The 21346-nt window shown below is 40.8% G+C and carries 15 protein-coding genes; 8 read left to right on the top strand and 7 right to left on the bottom strand.

Annotation, left to right across the window (positions count from 1 at the left end; genetic code table 11):
* Nucleotides 1–32 precede the first annotated feature (32 nt).
* The gene (locus HLH14_RS00240; RefSeq protein WP_067721888.1) at nucleotides 33–746 is read left to right on the top strand and encodes a DUF2846 domain-containing protein; all 714 of its coding nucleotides are present in this window, start codon (nucleotides 33–35) and stop codon (nucleotides 744–746) included.
* A gap of 110 nt (nucleotides 747–856) precedes the next feature.
* Here HLH14_RS00240 and HLH14_RS00235 read toward each other — a convergent pair whose 3' ends face one another.
* Nucleotides 857–2383: a fumarate hydratase gene (locus tag HLH14_RS00235; protein WP_067721886.1), complete on the bottom strand. Its 1527-nt coding sequence runs from the start codon at nucleotides 2381–2383 to the stop codon at nucleotides 857–859.
* Nucleotides 2384–3021: 638 nt separating this feature from the next.
* Here HLH14_RS00235 and HLH14_RS00230 point away from each other — a divergent pair.
* Both HLH14_RS00230 and HLH14_RS00225 read left to right on the top strand, forming a co-directional pair.
* A complete protein-coding gene (locus HLH14_RS00230) occupies nucleotides 3022–3696 on the top strand; it encodes a class I SAM-dependent methyltransferase (protein ID WP_067721885.1) in 675 nt (224 codons plus the stop codon).
* Between the two features lie 214 nt (nucleotides 3697–3910).
* Nucleotides 3911–4354 carry a GNAT family N-acetyltransferase gene (locus HLH14_RS00225; protein ID WP_067721883.1) on the top strand — a complete coding sequence of 148 codons (444 nt, stop codon included), beginning with the start codon at nucleotides 3911–3913 and terminating at the stop codon, nucleotides 4352–4354.
* A gap of 102 nt (nucleotides 4355–4456) precedes the next feature.
* Here HLH14_RS00225 and pta read toward each other — a convergent pair whose 3' ends face one another.
* From pta to HLH14_RS00205, 4 genes are all read right to left on the bottom strand, one after another.
* Complete coding sequence (gene pta, locus HLH14_RS00220) at nucleotides 4457–6598, bottom strand: phosphate acetyltransferase (RefSeq protein WP_067721881.1); 2142 nt, start codon at nucleotides 6596–6598, stop codon at nucleotides 4457–4459.
* Nucleotides 6599–6653: 55 nt separating this feature from the next.
* Nucleotides 6654–7874: an acetate/propionate family kinase gene (locus HLH14_RS00215; RefSeq protein ID WP_067721879.1), complete on the bottom strand. Its 1221-nt coding sequence runs from the start codon at nucleotides 7872–7874 to the stop codon at nucleotides 6654–6656.
* A 313-nt stretch (nucleotides 7875–8187) separates the two neighbouring features.
* A complete protein-coding gene (locus HLH14_RS00210; protein WP_067721877.1) occupies nucleotides 8188–8589 on the bottom strand; it encodes a hypothetical protein in 402 nt (133 codons plus the stop codon).
* A 122-nt stretch (nucleotides 8590–8711) separates the two neighbouring features.
* A complete protein-coding gene (locus HLH14_RS00205) occupies nucleotides 8712–9977 on the bottom strand; it encodes a glutamate-5-semialdehyde dehydrogenase (RefSeq protein ID WP_067721875.1) in 1266 nt (421 codons plus the stop codon).
* A gap of 302 nt (nucleotides 9978–10279) precedes the next feature.
* On the opposite strand from HLH14_RS00205, the gene HLH14_RS00200 reads away from it, so the two are divergent.
* Nucleotides 10280–11611, top strand: coding sequence for an alpha/beta fold hydrolase (locus HLH14_RS00200; protein ID WP_067721873.1), 1332 nt, complete (start codon nucleotides 10280–10282; stop codon nucleotides 11609–11611).
* A gap of 28 nt (nucleotides 11612–11639) precedes the next feature.
* On the opposite strand, the gene HLH14_RS00195 is transcribed toward HLH14_RS00200, so the two are convergent.
* On the bottom strand, nucleotides 11640–12500 hold the full coding sequence (locus HLH14_RS00195; RefSeq protein WP_067721872.1) for a class I SAM-dependent methyltransferase: 861 nt from the start codon (nucleotides 12498–12500) through the stop codon (nucleotides 11640–11642).
* Between the two features lie 182 nt (nucleotides 12501–12682).
* Nucleotides 12683–13705 (bottom strand): beta-N-acetylhexosaminidase, encoded by a 1023-nt coding sequence (gene nagZ, locus HLH14_RS00190; protein ID WP_067721871.1) that lies wholly within the window; start codon nucleotides 13703–13705, stop codon nucleotides 12683–12685.
* Between the two features lie 200 nt (nucleotides 13706–13905).
* Between nagZ and HLH14_RS00185 the strand changes: the two genes are divergently transcribed.
* The 4 genes from HLH14_RS00185 to HLH14_RS00170 all read left to right on the top strand — a co-directional run bounded on the left by HLH14_RS00185 (nucleotide 13906) and on the right by HLH14_RS00170 (nucleotide 21291).
* Entirely contained in the window at nucleotides 13906–16104 is a 2199-nt protein-coding gene (locus HLH14_RS00185; RefSeq protein ID WP_067721870.1) for a carboxy terminal-processing peptidase, read from the top strand.
* 481 nt (nucleotides 16105–16585) lie between these two features.
* Nucleotides 16586–18655 (top strand): putative bifunctional diguanylate cyclase/phosphodiesterase, encoded by a 2070-nt coding sequence (locus HLH14_RS00180; RefSeq protein ID WP_067721865.1) that lies wholly within the window; start codon nucleotides 16586–16588, stop codon nucleotides 18653–18655.
* A 124-nt stretch (nucleotides 18656–18779) separates the two neighbouring features.
* On the top strand, nucleotides 18780–20372 hold the full coding sequence (locus tag HLH14_RS00175; RefSeq protein ID WP_067721864.1) for a peptide chain release factor 3: 1593 nt from the start codon (nucleotides 18780–18782) through the stop codon (nucleotides 20370–20372).
* A 94-nt stretch (nucleotides 20373–20466) separates the two neighbouring features.
* On the top strand, nucleotides 20467–21291 hold the full coding sequence (locus tag HLH14_RS00170) for a hypothetical protein (protein WP_067721863.1): 825 nt from the start codon (nucleotides 20467–20469) through the stop codon (nucleotides 21289–21291).
* Nucleotides 21292–21346 lie beyond the last annotated feature (55 nt).

Raw genomic sequence — 21346 nt, 5'->3', positions numbered from 1 at the left:
AAAAATAAAAAAATACGCGGTGAGGGAAAATCATGCGTGGAGTCTGTATTGCGGTCTGTGCAAGCATTATTTTATTGGGTTGTCATGGCAAATCTGCTGTTGAACATGCCCAAGTAACATCTACCTTAAAACCTGTTGATTTTAACAGCAAGCCAGGCTTTATTGAGCAGCACCGTCTTGGTATGTTTACCATTGGTGCGTGGGTCAATCAAAAATTAGGACAGCGCTTTCAGCCTGTACAAGCACAAAATGATCAAGCTGCCATTGTGTATATGTACCGTCCTGATAGTAAATGGAATCGTCAAGAAATTGTGGCATCCAGTCTTTTTATTAATAGTGAGCGCATTCCTAGTTTATTGAATAATCATTATTACTGGATTGAATTGCCAGCAGGAACGTATCGTTTATCGAGCAGTCGTCCTTTGGGTGCACAGCATTTTCAAAAGCCTAAATATTTAGATTTTACTGTGGAAGCAGGGCAGTCTTATTTCATTAAATATGATGAAGAAAATTTAAGTACCCGTCGTGAAGTTTCCGGACCATTGATGATCGTGCCTGAAAAAGCAGGCTTAAACGAAATTGCATTTACCCAGTTAAAGTCGGAAAGTTTTAACTTTGTGGCCCAAGATCAAAATACAGGTCAGGTGCGTAAAAAAGCACAAAAACTTAAACCTGGGAAATATGATCCTGCAGAAGATGTGCAACTGACCACACCATTTAAGTTATGGAATCCAATGACCTGGTAAATACACATCGCTGGATTTGAAATGGAAGACTAACAGTTGGTTGAGTAAGAAATATTTGTTTATAGAAATAAAAAAAGCACCCGAATGGGTGCTTTTTTTATTTTGGAAAATTAAACCGCAGCAGCATCAACCACTGGAATTTTACCAATTTTCGCTTGCCAGATTTTCGGAGCAGTTGCATGAATAGATGTACCATTCACGTCTACTGCAACAGATACAGGCATATCTTCAACCACAAATTTGTAGATTGCTTCCATACCAAGGTCTGCAAATGCAACCACTTCAGCTTGACGAACAGCTTTAGATACGAGGTAAGCAGCGCCACCTACAGCCATCAAGTAAGTCGCTTTGTTGTCTTTAATCGCTTCAATAGCCGTAGGACCACGTTCCGCTTTACCAATCATACCGAACAAGCCAGTATGTTCTAAAACTTGACGGGTAAATTTGTCCATACGTGTAGCAGTTGTTGGACCTGCAGGACCAACCACTTCGTCGCCCACTGGATCAACAGGGCCAACGTAGTAAATGAATTTACCTTTAAGATCGACAGGTAATTCTTCACCGTTGTTGATCATGTCAACCATACGTTTGTGCGCAGCATCACGACCGGTATAGATTGTACCGTTAAGAAGTAATGTGTCACCTGGTTGCCAAGAGTTCATTTCTTCTTGAGTGATGTTGTCTAGGTCAACACGTTTAGAAGTAGAAGAATCCCAAGTTACCGCTGGGTAGTCAGAAAGTTTAGGCGCTTGAATATGCGCAATACCTGAACCATCTAACTGGAAGTGTGCATGACGTGTTGCAGCACAGTTTGGAATCATACCGACTGGTTTGCCCGCAGCGTGGCAAGGGTAGTCTTTGATCTTGATATCAAGAACTGTGGTTAAACCACCAAGACCTTGCGCGCCAATACCCAAAGCATTTACTTTTTCGAAGATCTCGATACGGAGTTCTTCCATTTTGCTTTGTGGTCCACGACGAAGCAATTCGTCCATATTGATTTCTTCCATCAATGCTTCTTTTGCAAGCATCATGGCTTTTTCAGCAGTACCACCAATACCGATACCGAGCATACCAGGAGGACACCAGCCTGCACCCATGGTTGGAACAGTTTTAAGTACCCAATCCACGATTGAATCAGATGGATTCAACATTGCAAGTTTAGATTTGTTTTCTGAACCGCCACCCTTAGCAGCAACAGTAATGTCTACTTTGTTACCTGGTACGAGTTTGTAGTGGATCACAGCAGGAGTGTTGTCTTTGGTATTTTTACGGCCAAATGCAGGATCAGCTAAAACTGATGCGCGAAGAATGTTCGAGTTTTCTAAATAACCCTGACGTACACCTTCGTTAATTGCATCGTCTAAGCTCATCGTTAAATCAAATTTAACGTCTAAACCAACTTCAAGAAATACGTTAACAATCCCGGTATCCTGGCAGATCGGGCGGTGGCCTTCTGCACACATACGAGAGTTAATTAAGATTTGTGCAATAGCATCTTTTGCGGCTTTGTTCTCTTCACGATCATAGGCACGACTCATCGCTTGGATGAAGTCTTGTGGATGATAGTAAGAAATGAACTGAAGCGCATCTTTTACTGATGTGATCAAGTCATCTTGCTTGATAATAGTTGTCATATCAAATATCTCTTGAGCGGGCTGTTAGCTAGCGGGCTAAATTATAAGATAAAAAGCAAGTTTTGTGGGCATTTTGACTGCTTTTTGGCCGAAAGTTTAATAGCAAATTTCAACTCAAGTGAACGGTCATTTTTGTGAGGATTTCTGTCATAAATATGACAAAAGGCTGTCATATTTCAGTGTAAATATGACATTTAAAGCATCAATTAAAATATTTTGAACTTATTTTTAGTGTTAAGTTATTGGAATTATTAATTAATATTATTATTTCAAGTTGTATTAAATATGACGAAATTGTCATAAAGTTGTCATAAAACTTTTACATAATGAGCTAGATCAAATCTAGAGTGTTATAAGTGTATGATTACTACAGTAGTTTCAGTCGTTGGTTTCTCTTTATATATCGCAGCGACATGGTTTTACGGTCAAAAAGAAGATCAGGCTTAAGCTCTATCTTCTTTTTTTTGCTTTAAATTTTATCAAAATAAAAACATTCTGAATCTTCAAATCTTCAAATCTTCAAATCTTCAAATCTTCAAATCTTCAAATCTTCAAATCTTCAAATCTTCAAATCTTCAAATCTTCAAATCTGGATCTAAATTTGCGTATACTATTTTAAAAATACTAAGCCTTTGATAATGAAAGATCAGTCTGAACTTGCGCAAAATATTATTGAAATCTATAAAAAACATGCACGTGCCTGGACAGAATTGCGTGGTCAATTCCTTTATGAAAAAGCATGGCTCGATCATTTTCTTTCACTCCTTCTAGAACATTCAACAATCCTTGATTTAGGCTGTGGTTCAGCGAAACCTATTGCAGCCTATTTAATTGCACAAGGTCATCCAGTGGTGGGTGTCGATAGTTCTGCTGTCATGATTGAAATGGCGCAAGAAAACTTTCCTGAACAGAGCTGGATTCAGGCAGACATGCGTCAGATGGATTTAGGGCAAAAGTTCCAAGGCATTTTAGCGTGGGATAGTTTTTTTCATTTGACTCAAGATGATCAGCGTGCAATGTTTTCGATATTCCAAAAACATGCCCAACCGGGAGTAGTATTGATGTTCACTAGCGGGCCAAGCCATGGTGAAGCAATAGGAGATCTGTTTGGCGATGCTTTATATCATTCCAGTTTGTCGCAAGAAGAATATCGAGCTTTATTGAAACAGCATGGTTTTAAAGTGGTAAAGATGATCGCCGAAGACAAGGAGTGTGCAGGACATACAGTATGGTTGGCAAAGAAAATTGATGAAGAAATTCTAAATAAAAATGTGGAACATAGAAAATCATTAAAAAAGCCCAATCAGGGGTGATTGGGCTTTTCAATATGCATTAAATAAATGATTTATATCAGAATAAAATCTGCATTTCGTATAAGGTGTATTATGTTGATTTTAGAAAAAATAAAGAATGAATATTAGATATTCTTCTCAAGGGTAACCTCTACATCATTACTGATTTTACTTTTTAAATTTCAATGATTAAAATTTTAATCATATTTAATAATTAGTAAAAGGTCATATAGCAGTGGAATATGCAGTAGTAGAAAATATCAGAATAACAGATGATAAAAATGAGATAGATCTAGACACAGTTCATCAATTCTTAACAACTACATATTGGTCTAAAGACATTCCCAAAGAAGTAGTTCAGAAAGCAATTAAACATTCATTATCTGTTGGATTATTACTTGACGATCAACTAATAGGCTTTGGTCGAGCAATTACAGACTATGCAACGTTTGCTTATCTTGCGGATATTTATGTTGGGGCTGAATTTCGTGGTAAAGGCTATTCTAAAATAATCATAAAAGCATTATTAGATAAAAGTGGATCAGAAGAATTAAGAAGAATTCTTTTAGCAACTGCTGATGCTCATGGTCTATATCGTAAATTTGATTTCACTAATTTAGCTAAACCTGAAAATTTTTTGGAAATAAATAGACCGAAAATATATCAACAAACAAATTAAAATCTATTCCATTTAATATGTATGATGGCGGTTATGTGAAATCCACATAAAAAAACCACCCAATTTTTCAATCAGATGGTTTGGAAAACTTAAATTTAAGGATTATTGAGCAGCTTGCTGTTCCGCCTGAATCGCAGTTAAAGCAATCGTGAACACGATGTCATCCACTAATGCACCACGAGACAAGTCATTCACAGGTTTGTTTAAACCTTGCAGCATTGGTCCTACACTCACCACATTCGCAGCACGTTGTACGGCTTTGTAGGTTGTGTTACCGGTATTTAAGTCAGGGAAAATAAATACATTGGCACGGCCTGCAACAGGAGAACCCGGTGCTTTCGATTGACCAACACTTTCAACCGATGCCGCGTCATATTGTAATGGACCATCAATCAGCAAATCAGGGCGACGCTCTTTGGCAATCCGTGTTGCTTCAGCCACTTTCTCTACATCTGCGCCCGTACCAGAAGTACCGGTTGAGTAAGAAATCATGGCAATGCGCGGGTCAATACCAAAGGCTTTTGCTGAATCCGCAGATTGAATTGCAATTTCAGCCAGCTGTTCAGCATCAGGATCTGGGTTGATTGCACAGTCACCGTAAACGTAGACTTCATCTGGCAACAACATAAAGAACACAGAGGATACCAGTGAATAATCTGGTGCAGTCTTAATCAGCTGGAATGCAGGGCGAACCGTATTGGCAGTGGTATGTACTGCACCTGATACCAGTCCATCGACTTGATCAAGTGCCAGCATCATCGTACCCAGCACAACGGTATCTTGCAGTTGTTCACGCGCTTGTAATTCGTTAATTTTACCCTTACGCAGTTCAACCATTTTAGGCACGTAGTTTTCACGAATCAGATCAGGATCAATAATTTCAAGATCGTGCGGCAATTCGATATTACGTGCTTTGGCAACTTCAATTACAACTTCAGGTTTCGCCAATAAAACACAGTGTGCGATACCACGCGATTGGCAAATAGCAGCTGCTTGAATAGTACGTGGCTCATCACCTTCAGGCAGGACAATACGTTTTTTCGCCGCCATTGATTTTTGAACCAATTCGTGACGGAAAGCTGAAGGGGACAAGCGTGGTTTGTATGAACCATTCAGGATTTGTACCAGCCAATCCAGATTAATGTGACTAGATACGAAACGCGTCACCTGTTCTGCACGTTCAGTATCATCGACTGGAATTTCATTACTTAAGTTTGAAAGGCTTTGTGCAGTTTCAAAAGTACTTAATGAGGTATGCAGAATCGGCAAGCCATTTTTAATCGCCGCTTGGCAGAATGCTAAAACGGCTACATTCGGTTCATGGTGTTCCGTCAAGACTAATCCTGCCAAGGGAATACCATTGCAACTTGCCAAGCTACTTGCCAATAACACATCAATACGGTCAGAGGCGCTGATGATCAGTTCACCTGCCACAAATTTATTCAGTTCATGTTCAATATTTGAAGCAATTAAACTGCTGTGTAACACACGACGCTGTGATGCTTCACCCTTGTTAATCCATTCTGCTGAAATATGTGCTGCCAGATCAGAGATGCGCGGAACACTCAGGGTGTTGCTAAACGGCACTAAACCAATCACTGGAAGATGTTCAGAACCAATATGCGCATGGGTTTTTTGAATCGCTGCAACAAACTTATTGGTATCGCTAATGAGGCGCAGGCTTGGATCTAGCGTGACAGGAATTTGTGCAGAATCTTCTGGCAAACCTTTGGTACGCATAAATAGCACACCGGCAGTGCGGTCACTGGCAGCACCGCCTAAATGGCGTAATTGTGTATCCACTTTGTCGGCAGTCGCGACAGGGTTATTCACATCTGCATTGCTCACCACAATCACTTGGGCATCTAGGGCTTTGGCTAAAGTTGCATTAAATTCTGATGCAAAAGCGTCACGGCTAGTCGGAACCAAGCCTTCAACAATAATGACATCATGCTGTTTTGCAATTTGGCGATGCAGGCGTACAGCTTCTTCAAGTAACTCGTCACTTTCACCCAAACTCAGTCGCTGAATGAGCGTTTCATAAGCAATCGGTTCAACCGTTTCGCTATTCGATAAATGACGATACAGCGCTGTTGTACCATCTATTGGTTGATTTTTTTCTTGTGAAAAAGGTTTAACAAAACCGGCTTTCACACCTTGGCATTCCAAAGCGTAAACTAGGCCTAGACTGGCTGAAGTTAATCCTACGCCTTCCCCGGTTGGAACTAATAAAATTGTTTTCATAGCTTGATTCTAAATAAAAGGATTCAATGATAAGCATCATAAAATGTGCGATGGCTTAAGCCATCGCAACATTGGTTTCAAACTTTTTTGCAGCAGCTTGACTCACCTCATTCACAACGTGCTCAGTTTCTTGCGCAATGCGACCTTCTTCATCGGTAGGAACAACCCAGATTTGCGGACCTGTACCGGCATCGATACGACCTTCCGTTCCGCGTTTCAAATTGTCGTTTTGTTCTTTGTTTAATTTGAAACCGAAATGAGGTAAGTAAGCCATGGTTTTTTCGCGGATATAAGCCGAGTTTTCGCCAATACCACCGGTAAAGAACAGACCATCAAGACGTGGTAAGCCACAGCTTAAAGCAGCCAGAGATTTAGCGAGACGGTAGCAGAATACTTCAATAGCAATCGTGGCATCTTCATTGCCTTGTTCTGATGCTTCAATCAGGGTACGCATGTCATTTGAAAGATTGTCTGATAAACCGAGCAAACCACTTTCTTTATTAAGCATCTTGTCAATTTTATAGAGATCCCAGCCAAGGTTAGCAGCCAAGAAGCTATGCAAACTTGGGTCGACATCACCGCTACGGGTGCCCATAACAATGCCTTCAAGTGGGGTTAGACCCATAGAGGTATCCACACTTTGACCATTCCAAATGGCACAAGTCGAGCTACCATTACCGAGGTGAGCCGTTAACCAGCCGCCTTGTTTAAAGCTGCCTGCCAATTCTGAACCGCGTTCAGACACGTAGGCGTGACTGGTTCCGTGGAAACCGTAACGGCGGACATTGTGCTCTGTATATAAGAATTTTGGCAATGCGTAACGGAAAGCGTGTTCCGGCATGGTTTGGTGGAATGCGGTATCAAATACAGCCACTTGCGGTAAGTCCGGGAATAGACGCTTGGTTGCTTCAATACCGACTAGATGTGCAGGGTTGTGCAGCGGTGCAAGTGGCGTTGCTGCACGGATTTTTTCAATAATGTCGTCAGTCAATAATTCTGCTTTGGTGAGTGTGCCACCATGCACAATACGATGACCGATTGCGTCAGGTTTATAGTTGGCTAGACGTTCTAAACCCACTTCTAGCGCTTCTTTATGATCAGCATTTGGAATACGAATATCAACAGGTTCATTGCCTACAGTCACACCTTTAATCCGAGCTTCAGGTGTACCCAAGTTTTCAGCCAAACCATGGATGCGGAATTCTTGATCTTCAAGCAATAATGCAAATTTAATCGATGAAGAGCCGCAATTGATGACCAGTACTGATTTAGGCATGACGTATTCCTTAACTGAAAATTATCGTACTTGAATTGTTGTATTACCCTTGATCGTTGATATTCATTTTGCTAGGCATCATCCGATCTGTTTAATAGTTGTACCATGTAGCTTTTTATAGCCACAAGCTAGACTTTAGGAGATTAGACTTAAGCACTATCGACCAGTAACACAATAATAATTAAAATTTATCAGCTGATAGTTTTCATTTATTAATAAAATAGTACTTAATCGTAAAGTGTATCGTCTGTATGAATTATAAACATAGCATGGACGATCAATTTTGAGCAGAATGTCAGCGTAGTTTTAATGCTTAATTTCGATACTTTATTTCTGACCAGCGTACGATCACATAAGCAATCAGTGCAACCATAAAAAACACCAGCATCATCCAGGCCAAGCCTTGCAAGGTTTCAATAATCGTCCGATAAATTTCCAGTACCCAGCGTTCTTGTGTCAGCTCGATGACAATTTTTTTGTCATTATCGGTGTAGGTCAGGGGGGTGATGTATTTTTCCATATCGTAAATACGAATGCCGGAAGATGTACCCACGACCATGCCTGCAAATTTGGTGTATTTTGCCCATGCTTCATGAATTGGATCGTTAATAATTCGAGCCAGAATTTGATTAATAGAATGGGAAAAAATTTTCATTACGGCAAAGGAAACCAGTAATGCCAATACAAATGTGCAGATCATTAAATAATAAAACATCGCATTTTCCCTTTTATGGTTATTTTTATCATCTTATGAAATTTAGCTGAGAGATATTGTAGTGGCTATGTTCAGCCTCATTTTTGAAGCTGAACACGGAATGCTTTTATTCATTTCATGATTTATTGGCGAATTTGACCATCACCAAACACCACCCATTTTTGCGAAGTCAGACCTTCCAGACCCACAGGACCACGGGCATGAATCTTGTCAGTTGAAATGCCAATTTCTGCACCTAAACCATATTCAAAACCATCTGCAAAACGTGTAGACGCATTGATCATCACCGAGCTTGAATCAACACGTGCGAGGAATTGGCGAGCAAGACTATAGTTTTCAGTAATGATGGCATCAGTATGATGTGAACCATATTTGTTGATATGTTCAATCGCTTCATCAATACCACTCACGACTTTAACCGCCAAAATTGGACCTAAATATTCGGTGTACCAATCTTCTTCACTGGCAGGTTTCACAGTTGAACCTAGTATGCGCTGTGTTTCACGGCAGCCACGAAGTTCAACCTGTTTTTCTGCATACAGTTCAGCAATGTTTGGCAAGAAGTCTTCAGCAACTTTCTCATCCACCAACAAGGTTTCCATAGCATTACATACGCCATAACGATGCGTTTTGGCATTCAGTGCAATCGGTAAGGCTTTTTGCAAATCGGCTTGTGCTTCAACAAAGACATGGCAGTTGCCATCTAAATGCTTAATCACAGGAATACGTGCTTCGTTACTTACACGTTCAATCAGCCCTTTGCCTCCACGTGGAACAATCACATCCACATATTCAGACATGGTAATCAGATGACCGACTGCAGCACGATCAGCCGTGTTAATCACTTGCACTGAAGTTTCAGGCAAACCTGAAGCTTTTAAACCATGTTGAATCGCTTCAGCAATGGCTTTATTCGATTGCAGTGCTTCAGAACCACCACGCAGAATAATGGCATTTCCTGATTTTAGCGCCAGAGATGCAGCTTCAAGAGTAACATTCGGACGTGATTCATAAATCATGCCAACTACGCCTAAAGGTACACGCATTTTACCGAGTTGAATTCCGGAAGGACGGAAGGCTAAATCGGTGATTTCCCCTATAGGGTCAACCAGGCTCATCACATCTTTTAAGCCATGTAACATGCCTTTAAAGCGTGTGGGGGTAAGTTCTAAGCGATCAAGTAATGCACTGTCCAAATTGTTGTTACGACCTTGGGTCATATCAATTTGGTTCGCAGCTAAAATTGCAGCTTCACTGTCTTCTAAAGCAGTGTAAATTGCAGATAAAGCATTGTTTTTTGTTTGGGTAGAAGCGCTTGCTAACACGCGAGAAGCTTGGCGTGCCTGTTGTCCTACCGTTTGCATATATTGTTCAATTGAATCTTGCATAGCGGTTGATCACTTAGAAATTACACCTTCGATAGTAACAGTCTGGAACAAGACAATGAAGCATCTATCTGGAAAAAATTTTTGAAACTTTTCAAGCGATTCATATTTTTAAATTCTTTAGTTTGTAAATTTAGATGAGTGGTCATGGAATAAGTTGCGTGTTAAATCATCCTCTGTATAGAATAAAAAATAGTGACATTGATGTCTGATAATTAAAGCAAATGAATGGATGCAGTACAGCGCAGAAATTCTATATTTATTTTCTTGCAAAATAACAATAAGGCAGGAATGGAGGAAGGGATATGAATTCCATGATCCAAATGGACTCGGAAGTACAAGAATCAAACACGAGTTTTGGCTTTTTTGATCTTTACCATAGAAACAGTTTTAAAGAGCCTGCACGTACAACGTGGATCAAGGGCTGGAAAATTGAATATATGGCGATTACTCAACCTGAAACGATTCACAATACTCCAATCGTCATCATTGGCGGGGCATTTCAAAACTTCAACTCTTATAAATATTGTGTTGAACAATTGCTCAGTGCAGGTCCGATTATCCTCATTGATTTACCTTCTATGGGCGCGAATCAACAAATTACCAATCGTGATACCGGTGTTTCTGCAGGAACTTTGGAATTGCCGGATTTGGCACGTATGCTCGGTGAATGGCTGGATATAGAAAATTTGTCCAAAGTTTCGGTCATGGGGATGTCGCTAGGTTCAGTGGTCGCTTCAGGCTTGGCACATCAACGCCCTGAATTGATTGACCGTATGATCTTGATGGGTGTGATGCAAAAAACCCGTAAAAGCTGGCGCATGTTGCTGGAAGAGTCTTTGCATTTAATGAAAGAACAACGCATGGACGAGTTTGGCCAAGCGGTAATTTTGTATTTGGTCAATCATGCCAAAATTGATCAAACCCGCATGTCACCCACTGCGAAACGTTTATTCTTTAAACAGATGGCTGAGTTTACTGCAACCGAGCAAGATCGCTATGAAATTAACTGTAGCCGTTTACTGCGTTTAACGGACGTGCCAATTCCTGAATGTAAAGTACTGGTGGCTTGTGGGCAATATGACAGTTTTACTTTGCCACATGAAAATGCAAATTTTGCCTTGCAATGTCCAGACATGGAATTTGCAATGATTGCCAATGCAGATCATGTACCGCAATTACAGCGCCGTAAGGAAACCATGAGTTTGTTTGCAACGTTCTTGCAGGGTCAACCGCTTCACACTGTGGAAGGAATTATCCCGATGACACGGGCGCAATTGCTGACCTTGGAACGTCGCGGTGAAGAACGCATTGCAGTACAAAACCCAATGACTGTATTGACCCATCGCCATTCAGAGTTGCAATTGCCCACTCATATTATTGATCTAAACTTCTTTGGGGTTTTACTTGAATTTGCTGAAGGTCTAACTGCAAAAGTTGAGCAATATCCACGTGATTTGGCCTTGCATTTGGAAGATGAAGAAGGTCAATTCAAGATTGAATGTTTGATTTTTGAGGTAGATGCAACACAAATTCGCGCCTTATTTAAACATGGCAGTTTTGAAGTGGCAGAACGTTTATTGCGTTATGTACAACGACAAAAAGAAGCGATGCTGGTACTGGAATCAGTCAGTTAAGCGCTTCCTTGCCAGGATGAAAACAGCGTTATTCAACGCTGTTTTTTTTGCTCGCATGAATCATCCATACCAAATCCCCCAAGTGTTCATCACTAGGGGATTCATTCGTCGGCTGGTCTTGAAAATACTGTTTAGGTTGAACAACAGTGATATTTTCAAAACCTGCTTGCTGGAAAAAGTCTTGCGCTTGTTGAGGATTAATAAAATGGAAACTAAACGCGCTACGTGACATCCATTTCAGTAGTTTACTGCTTGCCCAAATAAAATTAGCTAATTTATTTTTGACCGGTTCCGGATAAATATCAGTCAGGTAATGCAGTTCTTTAAAGTCCTGACCGTAATGTGTAATCGCTTGCAGCAATTGCAATAGCATGTCTTTATTAAAGTAATTAATTAGTCCTTCACTAATCACCACCAATGGGCGAGTTGAGTCAAATACTTGAAAAGCTTGCTCAAAATCTGCAGTGAATAAATCAACCGATAAAACTTCAGGGCTATTCACATCGATTTGTTTCAAGGCTTGAGTTTTGACTTTTGCCATACCGGGTAAATCAAGTTCACGATAATCGATATTGGGGTGTTTTTGTCGAAAGTTCCAACCGCGTGGAGAAAGTCCACTAGCGATTTCAAGGACCTGTAAATCTGGATGTTGCTCGATCAGTTGCGTGAGATGCTGATCAATCATGCGGTGACGTTGTTTTAGCGTGGTACGCATACTGCCACCGACAAATTTTTCAGCCCAACTTTCTAAAGGGTGAACCAATTTGGCGAGCATTTTGCCTTTAGATGTTGCAAAAACCGGGTGTGAAATCCCCATGGTGTACCAAATATAGCCGGTGTAATGTGCAGTAAATGAAATATGTCGATGTTCTGAAAGCGGTTGTGTCATGTCATCCTGACCTGTATGTTTTTGTAGTTTTGAATATATAAGTGAGTGTTTGATAGGCTTCTTATATAGCTGATTCGTATCTTTTAAAAGTTAATATCAGCAAATATCTACAAGAAGTCTATGACTTTCTTTTTAATTATCATAAAGAAAAAGGAACACCTTGTCGTGTTCCTTTTGTCGCATTAATTAAATGATTTTTTAAAGTTTTCGATATTATCTCGAACTTTTTTCCATTCATCACCTAAGTTAAGCGTTTCATCTACGGTAATCTGTGGGATCTGTCCACGCATGCGTTCCAGACGTTTTTGATTCGGTAAAGCTAAGTCACGAATACCTTCTAAAGCAAGACAAGCCGCTGAACGGTCGTTACAGACTAAGCCCATATCACAACCGGCTTTGAGTGCAGCCTGAATACGTGCATCAGCGCCACCGGCTACACAGGCAGCTTGCATGGTTAAGTCATCTGAGAAAAGCACGCCATCAAAGTTTAACTCTTGACGTAAGATGTTTTGAATCCAGTAAGGTGAGAAACCGGCAGGGTTGGGGTCGACCTGATCGTAAATCACATGCGCTGGCATGAGTGCATCCAGTTGCGGCATCAGCTGAATAAACGTCTGCATATCCTTGTTGTAGATTTCGTCATAAGAACGTGAATCTACAGGTGCTGCCACATGCGAATCCGCTTTGACTGAACCATGACCCGGGAAATGTTTGCCTGTATTGGCCATGCCTGCACGTTTCATTCCTTTTAAAAATGCACTTGCAAGCGGGACAATATCCTGAATATTTTTGGCAAAGCCACGGTCGCCAATTACATCACTGACATCATTTAAGTCCAATACTGGTGCAAAGCTAAAGTCGATGCCAACAGCGAGGACTTCGGTTGCCATAAGCCAACCACTTTGCTCAGCTAAATCAACCGCTTTTTCAGGTTCGGTGAGATAGAGTTCGCCTAAATGACCCATTGCAGGAAGCAAGCTAAAGCCCTGTTTTAAGCGTTGTACGCGACCGCCTTCCTGATCCACGGCAATTAAAATATCGGGTCTGATACGACGCATATGATCGGTTAAAGCACGAACTTGTTGTGGCGATTTTATATTTCGTGAAAATAAAATCATGCCACCTACTTGCGGTGTTCGTAATAGTTCAATATCTTCTTGAGTAAGTTCTGTGCCAGCGATGTCTAGCATCAATGCGCCAATCATATCGGTGTCCGTGTTGGAATTTTATAAAGAAAAAACAATACCCGAATTTTGCAATGATTTGCTACATTTTGACAGTACAGAATATGATAAAACTACACGACATACACATATTAAGTTGTTTAAGATTTTGAATATACTGCATTCATGTTGAAAAATGACGCTGGAATATTGGTCAAAGACCAAGGAATTACGAATTATTTATGAAACTTCAGACATTAGCTTGTGCAGTTGCAATTGCGACTGGAGGGTTTTTCTTTACTCATGTAGTAAACGAGGCAATTGCTGCAAATACGACTGTTGCAGTTTCTCAATCTATACAGCCAACGCAAGAACAAGCGCTTGTATCGCGCCAATTGGCGACGTTGGTTGACCGTCAGCATTACCTAAATCAACGTTTAGATGCCGCGACCTCTAATCGAATTCTTGATTTTTATCTAGATAGCCTAGATGCAGATCATTCATTATTTTTAGCACCTGAAGTTGAACAATATAAGAAAAATTATGGTGCCAATTTTGGTGCTGCGCTAAAAGCCGGGGATTTATCCGGTCCATATTTGATTCATGCCCAATATCGTGAACGTTTAAAACAGTTTTATGAGTTCATGTTGGCTGAGTTGAAAAAGCCGCAAAACTTGAAACAAACTAATGTCTATATTGATACCGATCGCGAAAAAGCACCTTATTTCAAATCTGCAGCAGAGCAACGCGCACATTGGCAAAAAATGCTGGTGTCGCAACTCATCAACTTAAACATTAGTAAAGAAGAAGAGTCTGCGAAGCAGAAAGCATTAAAAGCTGATCCAGCTTTAGCCAATGGTCAGGATTTAGCCAGTCCCGAAGATTTAACGCCTGTTCAAACCTTGACCAAGCGTTATACCCGTCAACTTGAACGAATTACCCGCGTTAAAAGTGACGATGTCTTGGACAAAACTTTAAATGCGATGATGTTGACCTATGATCCGCACAGTAACTATTTCCCGCCTGTAGATGCAATGGAGTTGAATCGTCAAACCACCTTGCAATTAGAGGGGATTGGGGTTTCGATTCGTCCAGAACGCGGTAATGAAGATTACACCAAGATTGAAACCATTGTCGAAGGTGGTCCAGCCAGTAAATCAGGTCAGATTAAATCAGGCGATCGCATTATCGGTGTTGCACAAGACGGCGAAAAAATGGTCGATGTCATCGGCTGGGCAAGTAACGAAGTAGTGGGTTTAATCCGTGGTAAGCGCGGAACCAAAGTCAGCCTACGTTTACTGGGTGCCGGTGCATCCATGAGTCAGGCGCGGACTGTGAGCTTGGTTCGTGATGTAATTCAGGAAGAAGATGCCGGTGTACGTTCACGTACGGTTGATATTAAGCGTGATGGTAAAAACTATACTTTCGGTGTGATTGAAATCCCATCGTTCTATCTGAACTATCGTGCGCGCCGTGCAGGTACGGATTATCGCTCGGTTTCTGAAGACACCAACAACGCTTTAAAAGCTTTGGCTGCGAAAAATGTGACCGGGATTATTATTGATTTACGTAATAACCCGGGCGGTTCACTTGAAGAAGTGGCGCGCATGCTGGGTCAGGTGATCAAGTCAGGTCCAGTGGTGCAAATTCGTGATGGTAATGGCAATGTCAGCGTGTTTGAAGATGATGATGGCGGGGCACAAACTTATGCAGGTCCACTTGCAGTCATGGTGAACTTGGCATCAGCATCTGCTAGTGAAATTTATTCTGCGGCTATTCAGGATTATGAACGCGGTATCGTGATTGGTAGTACCACTACAGGTAAAGGTACAGCCCAAGTTCAACTGGATACTCTGGCGCATGGTCAAGCCACCTTAACGCAACGAAAGTTCTATCGTGTCACGGGTGGTAGTACCCAAAATAAAGGCGTAGTGCCTGACATCAAACTGGTCGATATCTACAACGAAGAGTTTGGTGAGCGTAAAGCCAAGAATGCCTTGAAATGGGATACTATTCCAACTGCACCATTTAAGCGTGAAGGTTCTGTACAACCGTATGTGCAAAACCTGGCACAAATGTCGCAACAACGCGTAGTGGCTGATCCGCAATTTAAATATTTAGAACAACGCAAAGCGATTGCTAAAAAAACCGAAGAGCAAAAACGTGTGGTTCTTGATATTGATCAGCGTAAAGCGGAGTTAAATGCACTGGAACAGAAAACTTTAGAGGCAGAAAATCAGCGTCGTGCGGTGACAGGTCAAAAGCCTTATGCCAATTGGGAAAGCTACCAGGCTTCTATGGATGCATTGATTGAGTCACGTGCAAAAATGAAGGCAACTCAACGACCTTATTTACCTGAAGAAGAAGCGTTTGTCACAGAATCTGCCAATATTTTATTGGATTACGCGAAATTACAGTCTGGTAAAGCGACTGCAAACTAAGCTTACTCATTACACGTTACTCCTTTAAATATCCAAAAAACCAGTCAGGTCAGCTGACTGGTTTTTTATTTGTCTGTGTATTGGTGGTTTTGAATTTGAAATAGTCTCCTTTCAAATAACGGGCTATACAACAAAATGTAATGCATCCGATTGGACTTTTGCTTGTCATTGGCAACCAGATTTTTTATTAGCGCTGAATTTTATGGAGAAACATATTGAATGCCTTGAACAGCTGGAAATATGACTGGTGTAGGGATAATGATCAAAAGTTTGATCTATCTTTGATTAATTAAATAAATAAATTAGTAATAAAAATGAATAGAGTAATAATCACTTGACCAAAATAGAATAGTATTAGATGCTTGTTTTAATTGATTGTTTTTATAAGTACTCTTTAATGAACGAAAAGCTTTTGTGAAAGGATAAATGGTATTAATAACGTGGATTAAAACAAGAAAGATAACCTATACGGAAGCTTAATATGGCTCATATACATTATGATTTTAGCCTCGTGGTAGGTTCAGTTATTGTTGCTGTTTTGGCCTGTTATTTTGCAGTGTCGATTGAACAATCATTATTCCGTGGCTTACGTCAGAAATATGAAAAAATTCTTCTTGTTATAAGTGGTTGCATGTTGGGTGCTGCAATTTGGTGTATGCACTTTATGGGCATGCTCGCCTGCCATTTACCTGCTAGCTACTCTTTTGACTATGGACTTACTTTCCTTTCTTATGTGATCGCGTTTATTGCTGCTACCTTTGCTGTTTGGCTAACGACCCGTGCAACCTTACCATTTTTACGTCTTGTCTTAGGCGCGGTACTGATGGGCTTAGGCATCGCTGGGATGCACTATACCGGGATGCTGGGTTTGGTCGTTGATCAACATCAAATTTATTATGATCCGCGCTTAACCATTTTTTCAGTCTTGATCGCCATTATTGGTTCTGGTTTAACGTTTTGGCTGACCTTTAAATATAAAAAGGCAGTACATAAATTGCTGCATATTAAAACCTCTATTGTTTTCATGATGGCACTTACCATTGTGGGTATGCACTATACTGGTATGGCCTCTGCCGCTTTTTATGCTATTGATGCGAATCAACTGGTTTCGAATTATAAAACTGGAGAAGGGTTAATTTTATTTAGCGTAATCTTTGTAAGCAGTTTAATCCTGGTTGCTGCATTTACAGTAGCTGTATTAGAACTACGCTTGGAAGCGCGCAATAAACAGCTTTCTAAAGCCAATCGTGAGCTTGCCAATCAAGCAGTCCAAGATAATTTAACCAAGTTACCGAATCGTTTATTCCTGGCTGAATATTCACATTTGCTATTTACTGAGCATCGTTATCGAGATGACAAAATTGCATTTCTTTATATTGATTTAGATCGCTTTAAGGCAGTAAATGATGTATTTGGTCATCATGTTGGTGATCAATTGCTGGTGCAACTCGCTACACGCATTCAGCGCATACTCGCAGAAAAGGAAAAACTGCTTCGTATCGGCAGCGATGAATTTTTGATGGTACTCGAAAGAGCAAGCATTGAACAGGCGATCGAAAAGTCAGAAAAAGTATTAAGGCTGATCCAAGACAGTTTCTTGATTGCTGGCAAAGAGATTAATATTTCCAGTAGTATCGGCATAGCGATGTATCCAGATCATGGCAATAATTTACAAGATTTGCTGATCAATGCCGATGCTGCAATGTTGATGTCTAAATATCAGGGCAGAAATACCTATTCGGTGTTTAATTACAGTGTTGATCAACAAGAAACCAAAAGCCAGACCAAGTTGATCAATGATTTGTACAAAGCGGTTGAAGAACAACAGTTTATTCTGTTTTATCAACCCAAATTTACCACCAAAAGCCATGAAATTTGTGGTGTGGAAGCACTGATTCGCTGGAACCATCCCAGCTTGGGACTGTTGACCCCCAATATGTTTATCGATGGTGCTGAAAAAACCGGACTCATTATTCAAATGGGCTATTGGGCACTCGAGCAAGCGTGCAAGCAGATTCAAATTTGGGAACAGAATGATTCAAATTATTTCCCGCTAGCGGTGAATTTATCGGCGGTACAGTTTGAACATAAGCATTTATTTTCAACCCTTGAGCGCTTATTTGGTAAATATCAAATTAATCCCAATCATTTAGCCATTGAAATTACTGAATCTACCGCGATGCATCATATTGATGCCAGCATTCGGAGTTTTGAGCGCCTGCGTCAGATGGGCATCAAGCTGGCCATTGATGACTTCGGGACTGGGCATTCCAGTTTCTTGTATTTAAAGAACTTGCCTGTGGATGAATTGAAAATAGATCGAGAGTTTATTCGTGATCTGTCCGTTGGTTCAAAAGATGAAATTATTTTAGAAAGTATTATCAAATTAGCCATTAAATTGGGTTTGGTGGTTACCGCGGAAGGGGTGGAAACGCCATTGCAGGCAGACATCCTGACCCGTTTAGGTTGCCAGCAATTGCAAGGATATTTGCTAGGCATGCCGGTGAATGTTGATCGATTGGAAGAAAGCAAATACGCGCTGCCTGTTTAAGATTGCTGAGCTTTGAACAAGTTTAGTTCATTTCAAAAGTTTGATGATCTGCTACAATATCGCCAAATTTTTATATTGATCAGTTCTGATCTTTTACACTGCCATTCTGCAGTAGGTATCTTTCATGAGTTTTAAAGACGAATTAGCGGCACAGGTCGCGAAGCGACGGACATTCGCGATTATTTCCCACCCCGATGCTGGTAAAACCACCATGACAGAAAAACTGTTGTTATGGGGTAAAGCGATTCAGGTTGCCGGGATGGTCAAAAGCCGTAAGTCAGACCGTGCTGCAACTTCTGACTGGATGGAAATGGAAAAAGAACGTGGTATTTCCATCACCACCTCGGTTATGCAGTTTCCTTATAAAAATCATGTCATTAACTTGCTCGACACCCCGGGACATGAAGACTTCTCGGAAGATACTTACCGTACTTTAACTGCGGTTGACTCTGCACTCATGGTCATTGACGGTGCTAAAGGGGTCGAAGAACGTACCATTAAATTGATGGAAGTGTGTCGTATGCGCGACACGCCAATCATTTCTTTCGTCAACAAAATGGACCGTGAAATCCGCGAGCCATTAGAATTGCTTGACGAAATTGAAAACGTATTGAAAATCCGTTGTGTGCCACTGACTTGGCCTATGGGTACAGGACGTGATTTCGCCGGTGTTTATAATCTTTTAGAAGAAAAATTTTACGTCTACAAAGCCGGTTTTGGTTCAACGATTACCGACATTGAAATTCGTGACGGTTATGATTATCCAGACTTGCGTGAAAAAGTCGGCGATCTTGCTTTTGCTGCCTTTGAAGAATCTTTGGAACTGGTGCAAATGGCCAATGATCCAATTGATCGTGAGCTATTTTTGCAAGGTAAGCAAACCCCAGTCTTGTTTGGTACCGCTTTAGGTAACTTTGCGGTGGATCATGTTCTGGATGCTTTCATCAAGTGGGCACCTGAACCTAAGGCGCATCCAACCAAAGAACGTACTGTAGAAGCAACTGAAGAAGGTTTCACCGGCTTTGTATTTAAAATTCAGGCCAATATGGATCCGAAACATCGTGACCGTATTGCATTCATGCGAATCTGTTCCGGTAAGTATGAGAAAGGTTTAAAAATGAATCATGTCCGTCTGGGTAAAGATGTACGGATTAGTGATGCACTAACTTTTTTGGCGGGTGAACGTGAACAGCTCGAAGAAGCGTGGCCAGGTGACATCATTGGTTTACACAACCACGGTACCATTCAAATCGGTGATGCTTTTTCATCGGGTGAAAATGTTCATTTCACCGGTATTCCACACTTTGCACCAGAAATGTTCCGTCGTGTACGTTTAAGAGATCCGCTAAAATCCAAGCAGCTGCAAAAAGGTTTGAAAGAGCTTTCTGAAGAGGGTGCGACTCAGGTATTTATGCCGCAAATCAGTAATGACTTGATTGTAGGGGCGGTTGGTGTGCTTCAGTTTGAAGTGGTGGCGTACCGATTGAAAGAAGAATACAAAGTTGACTGTGTATACGAGCCTGTAAACATCAATACTGTACGTTGGGTTTCATGTGATGATGAAAAGAAATTCAACGAATTTAAGAAAAAGGCGCATGACCAACTCTCCATTGATGGCGGTGGTCATTTGACTTACCTGGCGCCAAGTCGTGTCAACTTGCAACTCATGCAAGAGCGTTATCCGGATATTCAATTCCGTGCTACACGCGAACACTAAACATAACGAAAAATAAAACAGCTTCTTTATGAGGCTGTTTTATTATGTAGAATCATTGATATAGATGAATTACTTTAAAAAAAGAGTTGTGAGCATGAACGGGAAAATAGTGGGTGCATCAGTGATCGCCATTGGTCTGATACTCAGTGCTTGCGATGCTTCAAAAAAAGAACAACCAGACCCATCACATGAAAAGTCTGAAATTTCAGTATTAAAAACTGAGCAAGCAGAAGTGTTGCCGTATTTAAATATTCAAGAACAAGATGCAAAAATTGCTTTGCCCTTTTGTGAAACCAAAAATTGTATCGATCTGAGTATTCAAACCGTACATACCGAAGATGCCTGGTTAAATGACTGGATTGCGAAAAGTCAGGCGCTAGTGATTCAAGATCAAATCGGCATGAAGCAAGATATGAGCCTGCAACAAGCCATCAATGCGTACGTGAAAAAGTCGGATGCATGGCAGGCAGAATTTTCCAAAAATAAAGCTTATGAGCTCTCGATGTATACCCGAATTGCCTATCAGCGTAATCAATATGTATTGATGCAATTGGGTGTGGATAGCAATCAAGAAGGCATTAAGGTTAAGGAACGTTATTACTTCTTTGTAGCCGATCGTAAAAAACAGCAAGCGGTCACTTTATTGGATGTTGTCGAACCGAAACAGCAAAACAGTATGAATAGCATTGTGCAAGAGGCTTATCAAAAATGGTTAAAAGAACAAACGGCTGAAGTGAAGCAGAAGGCGCCTAAAAAACTGTATTGGGGACAAGCCGACTGGTTCTTTGATCAGGAAGGGATTGGTTTACATTATCGTACCCATGAAATTGTTGCAGATGGAGCACAACTGGATATTTATTTAACCAAAGAACAAACGCAACAGTTATTGAAAGTTGATGTTTATCAGCATATGTTCTAGTTATCCATTCTAAATACAGCCATCTAACAGAAGTCACGTTACCCGATTAAAGTTA

The sequence above is a fragment of the Acinetobacter terrae genome, assembly GCF_013004375.1.
GTDB lineage: Bacteria > Pseudomonadota > Gammaproteobacteria > Pseudomonadales > Moraxellaceae > Acinetobacter > Acinetobacter terrae.
The sequence above is the reverse complement of the archived record's forward strand: the minus strand, read 5'-3'. Positions and strand labels throughout refer to the sequence as shown.